The following is a 4,252-nucleotide window of genomic DNA, read 5'->3' on the forward strand; positions in this document are numbered from 1 at the left end:
TCGGAGAACGGTATATATCTATGCTTCTTAAATTTGGTGCCTTAATACCTAAATGTGCCCCATCTTTAAATTAAAACAAGTTAATGTTTCCAAGTTTGGTAAGCAGGATAATATGTTTGAATCTAACCCTTTTTATTTTTTAAGCGTTTCAGTCTGTTCAGCTTGTTCAATGTAGGATATTGATATTTCGTTATAGGATAAAAACTTATACAGAGTTCTTCCAGTTTCTCCAATGAACAAGTTCGTCAATACAGAGTTTATTATCATATAGTGCATCAATAACTATACTCCTCAAATTTCTGAATATTGAAATTCCTTCAATTGTTTTCAGAATATTCTCGGTGTAATTATACGATTCAACTCCTATTATATTGTCACTTATACATTCAAAATAGGAGAAAGCAATCAGATTGTTGTTATTTGAACGCATTACCAATGTTACTTCTGTCGTTTCATTGATTATAGCTTCTTTTAGAAGTTTCAATTTCTCTATGTCAGGTTGTTCTTCTATCAACAATCGCAACTTATTATCTTCATGCTTTAATCCGATAATCTGTTCTTCTGTATATTGATTTAATTTTTCAATGAACATATAATTTGTATTTACAGGGTTGCTAATGTTTGGTGGCTAACTAACCTTTATAGGAATGTTCAGCCGCTTGTTATAATAAGTTTCCAATATCAAAGCCTAATTCTTTTAATACATTTGTTTGTTCTTTTTGGTATTCCAAAGTTCCACTATGGATAAAATCTTTATTTACAATATAGCTATTGGGGAAATCCTTGTAATACCTCATTAGAAAGTCTGGTATAATTTCATAAGTATTAAAACAAAATAAAATCTTACCGGATTTTACTAATCTAATAAACTCCTCTTTACTTTCACATTGATAAAGGTTCCCATCTTCATGAAAAACTCTACATTGATCAAGAAATAATTTCATGTTGAAATTAGCAAAATTAGCTAAATATTGAGGGCGTTGCCACCGTGCAATATCTGTACAGTTTGGAGATGATACGACTTTTTCCCATATACCTCGTTTTATAGGAAAAGAGTTACAGCTAAAATAGAGACGATAATGGGTTTGAGCAAATGTCTCTTCATTCAGTTCGCCTTCTAATGATGAAAAAACGCCATAACAGTCGTTTGTCAAAAGTCTTACATAATACAATTCACCACTTCGACCATTAATTTTATAAATTGCCCCCAACTCATATTTTGCCATAATGCTTTGATTTTTATTTATTATAATGGTTTGCAGCTTGCCGCCGTTAGGCGGAACAGGTGCATGTTACCGATATATTTTTTACGAACATTGCCAAAATCCTGCGATTATTTCATTGGTTGTACAGCGCTTATACAAATACAAAGCTCCATATCCGAAAGGATAACTGCCAATAGTAACATCTTCACTATATCCGTCCTCGTCTATTGATAAGAAAAAAGAAAAACCATGTTTCTCTAATTCTTTATAATAGCTTTCTTCATCTTGGATAAGGGAAGGTTCACCACCTATTTTTACAAGTATATTTTCACTATCCTTATCTTCTGAATATTCACTGATAGAACACATGTCTAAGCTGGCGTTTCGCTTTTCTGCACAATTGCCAATTTCGGAAAATTCATGTTCTATTACTTTGACTGCTATTGAGGGATATATGTTGTTGTCAATAAGAGTGTCATAATCTTGGTGAATGATGATAGAAAGCATGATGTTCTCCTTTTCAGGATGTACCAGTGTTGCATAGAATTTATAATCGCAAGGGATTTGTCCTTCTATACATTTAGGAGGATTGCCACCAATCCTGCCTTTTACATTCTTATCGAATGGAATACATTTGGCATATCGTTCGTTCATATTTTCTTTGTTTTTATTATTATCGGTAATGTCCGGCGGATAATCGAGTTTTTAGAAGATTAATCCGCTTGTTATAAACTCAATTCAATCGCTTTCCATTTCTTAGACTTCAATTTTTCTAAAGAGTGTTCGCTATATCCCTTTTTAGTAGCTTTTACAGGAATAAGCGTATAAAGAGTAACCATATCCTCTTTGTTATCATATTGATTCGCTGTATCAGAGTAGTTATAATCTACGACATAGAATCCAGCCAATTTCTCCGACCAAGAGATTGCGTTGAACCCTTTCTCTGTTTTGGATATAAAATCTCCATCAGAGAATGTTCTTCCGTTACGGACTTGGTTCGTCAATTCTTTCATTACCATATAAGGGAACTGTGTCTTCTCCATTTTAGAGTATGGATTCCAGCCAAACGGAAGCACAATAACAAACTCCACATAAGGCTGGGTATATTGGAAATTTCCTACACTGAACAATAACGAATTGTTGCCTCTATTAACAACCGCAAGCCTATTGAATACACCATTTTCCATTTCATTGAATTTGTTAGGAATAACTCTGCCAATATTCCAGTCTATATGTTGGGATATGCCACCACCTACTTCAGACCATACATAATCGTGGTTGATATTGGACAACGCACCCTTTTCCTTCAGAAAAAGGCTTATTTCGTTATGTCCACTACTAATAGACCAATCAAGAGGAGAAAAAAGTAGAGTTGTAGTAAGCCTATTTATATCCGCACCTTTCTCTATAAGATAGCGAACAATCTCAAAATGCCCTTTAGCGGCTACTTCATTCAAAGCTGCTGTTGTAGAACTTTCATAAGCATTTATATCTGCACCATTTTCTATCAATAGTTTGACTATTTCTAAATGGTTTCCAGACGAAGCACCCCATAAAGGAGAAAATAATCTATCTTTAATACAATTTACATCGGCTCCATATTGAATTAAAGTCTTGCAAATTTCATAAAAACCTTTCTTTGCAGCTCGGCATAAAGGTGGATGAAGCGTATATAAATTCTCATCATTCAAATCCAGATCTGAATGTTGGTCGAGTATATTCGACACTTCCTGCACGTTGTTATCGCCAACTGCTTTTTCCAGTTTTATATAAATTTCTTTATTATTCATCTATTGAGTTTATAATGTCTGGTGGCTAACCAACCTTTTCAGGGGAGGTTAAGCCACTTGTTAGCAACTTCTTATCGTCTTATAGATTATTTCAGAATATCCATTTGGAAATGATTCGGTAATACTTTCTAAAGCCCCATCGTCTTGATATTGGAATATATGAATTAAATCACTACCACTATTACCCTCAATATCATATTGTTTTACTTCAATATGTGTCAAAGCATTTTCTTTATAGATATAATTTTCTTCACGGCTACCATACTTACCACATAACTGTGACCGTTTCAACTTTCCGTCCTCGAAAAAGTAATGGCATACATTCATCAAATGTTTTCCATTATCATATAGAATACTTTTCACAAGATTGTCTGTATAATATAAGAAGGTGTGATAAAACTGATCTTCAATAGAACAACCGACCTTAACTTCTACGATTTGATTTTGATTATTAAATCCGTAGATACAAAGATTTTTGGTGCTTTTTATTGTATCAGGACGCTTTACAGGTTTTCCTTGTTTGCAACCATTACGCTGATAGGAATATGGAGTAAGTTCATAAAACTCGCCCTTATACAACTCAGTTCTGACAACATCGTTTTCTATTTGTTGTCTTATGGTTTCAAAGTCATTTTTCAATGCTTCAAATTCAGTTCTTATAGTTTCTTCAATCATTTCCATCTATTTGGGGTTGCTAATGGCTTGGAAAGGAACGCCGTTTAGGAGTTAGCTTTCCTTGTTATCAATTTTATATTCTTCATATTCAAGAAACGCAGTATCAATATCTCCTTCTAATAGGTAGTAGAAACAATCTTGTATCATATCAACCCATTCTATGATTTGCTTTTGCTGCTCTTGTGTAACAAAATCAGCTCCGTCAATCCACCTCCTGCCTAAATGTATTATGCTATATACATCACTTAGTAGGGTTTGATTGATCGTTGGCTTCATAAAATCATCTGCAAGAACTTTAAGACATTCCATTATCTCGATAAAATTACACTCATATAGTTTTCCTTGAAATGGACGAAGTGAACCAAGAAATCCATTTTCCCATTTCTCATTTTCTATATCATTGTTTTTACAAGAATGGAAACTTAATAAAATATATGCTTCTTCTTTTGTCATTGCGTTTCTGTTTAATTATTGATAATGTTGGGTGGCTAACCGACCTTTCAGGGGAGGTTGAGCCGCTTGTTAGTGTCATTTTTTATCTTATTCTCAACCAATTAATGAACATATCTGTAAATGATTGGG

General features: G+C 33.6%; 6 protein-coding genes. All 6 read right to left on the reverse strand.

From position 1 onward, the window contains the following. Positions 1–205 precede the first annotated feature (205 nt). Positions 206–592, reverse strand: a complete 387-nt coding sequence (locus DW082_RS13975) for a hypothetical protein (RefSeq protein ID WP_118459176.1) — start codon at positions 590–592, stop codon at positions 206–208. A gap of 70 nt (positions 593–662) precedes the next feature. Beyond that, positions 663–1,226, reverse strand: a complete 564-nt coding sequence (locus tag DW082_RS13980; protein WP_004295267.1) for a hypothetical protein — start codon at positions 1,224–1,226, stop codon at positions 663–665. A gap of 81 nt (positions 1,227–1,307) precedes the next feature. Then, entirely contained in the window at positions 1,308–1,859 is a 552-nt protein-coding gene (locus DW082_RS13985; protein ID WP_044299313.1) for a hypothetical protein, read from the reverse strand. A gap of 71 nt (positions 1,860–1,930) precedes the next feature. Continuing rightward, a complete protein-coding gene (locus tag DW082_RS13990; RefSeq protein ID WP_032581399.1) occupies positions 1,931–2,995 on the reverse strand; it encodes an ankyrin repeat domain-containing protein in 1,065 nt (354 codons plus the stop codon). A gap of 60 nt (positions 2,996–3,055) precedes the next feature. Then, entirely contained in the window at positions 3,056–3,676 is a 621-nt protein-coding gene (locus DW082_RS13995) for a hypothetical protein (protein WP_118459178.1), read from the reverse strand. Between the two features lie 45 nt (positions 3,677–3,721). Then, positions 3,722–4,123 (reverse strand): hypothetical protein, encoded by a 402-nt coding sequence (locus tag DW082_RS14000; RefSeq protein ID WP_117513271.1) that lies wholly within the window; start codon positions 4,121–4,123, stop codon positions 3,722–3,724. Positions 4,124–4,252: the final 129 nt, after the last annotated feature.

This window comes from Alistipes sp. AF48-12 (assembly GCF_003477565.1).
GTDB lineage: Bacteria > Bacteroidota > Bacteroidia > Bacteroidales > Rikenellaceae > Alistipes_A > Alistipes_A hominis.

What these genes read in the sequence shown, in the direction of transcription:
- DW082_RS13975 (WP_118459176.1), bottom strand. Translation starts at nt 592, where the DNA reads ATGTTCATTGAAAAATTAAATCAATATACAGAAGAACAGATTATCGGA.
- DW082_RS13980 (WP_004295267.1), bottom strand. Translation starts at nt 1,226, where the DNA reads ATGGCAAAATATGAGTTGGGGGCAATTTATAAAATTAATGGTCGAAGT.
- DW082_RS13985 (WP_044299313.1), bottom strand. Translation starts at nt 1,859, where the DNA reads ATGAACGAACGATATGCCAAATGTATTCCATTCGATAAGAATGTAAAA.
- DW082_RS13990 (WP_032581399.1), bottom strand. Translation starts at nt 2,995, where the DNA reads ATGAATAATAAAGAAATTTATATAAAACTGGAAAAAGCAGTTGGCGAT.
- DW082_RS13995 (WP_118459178.1), bottom strand. Translation starts at nt 3,676, where the DNA reads ATGGAAATGATTGAAGAAACTATAAGAACTGAATTTGAAGCATTGAAA.
- DW082_RS14000 (WP_117513271.1), bottom strand. Translation starts at nt 4,123, where the DNA reads ATGACAAAAGAAGAAGCATATATTTTATTAAGTTTCCATTCTTGTAAA.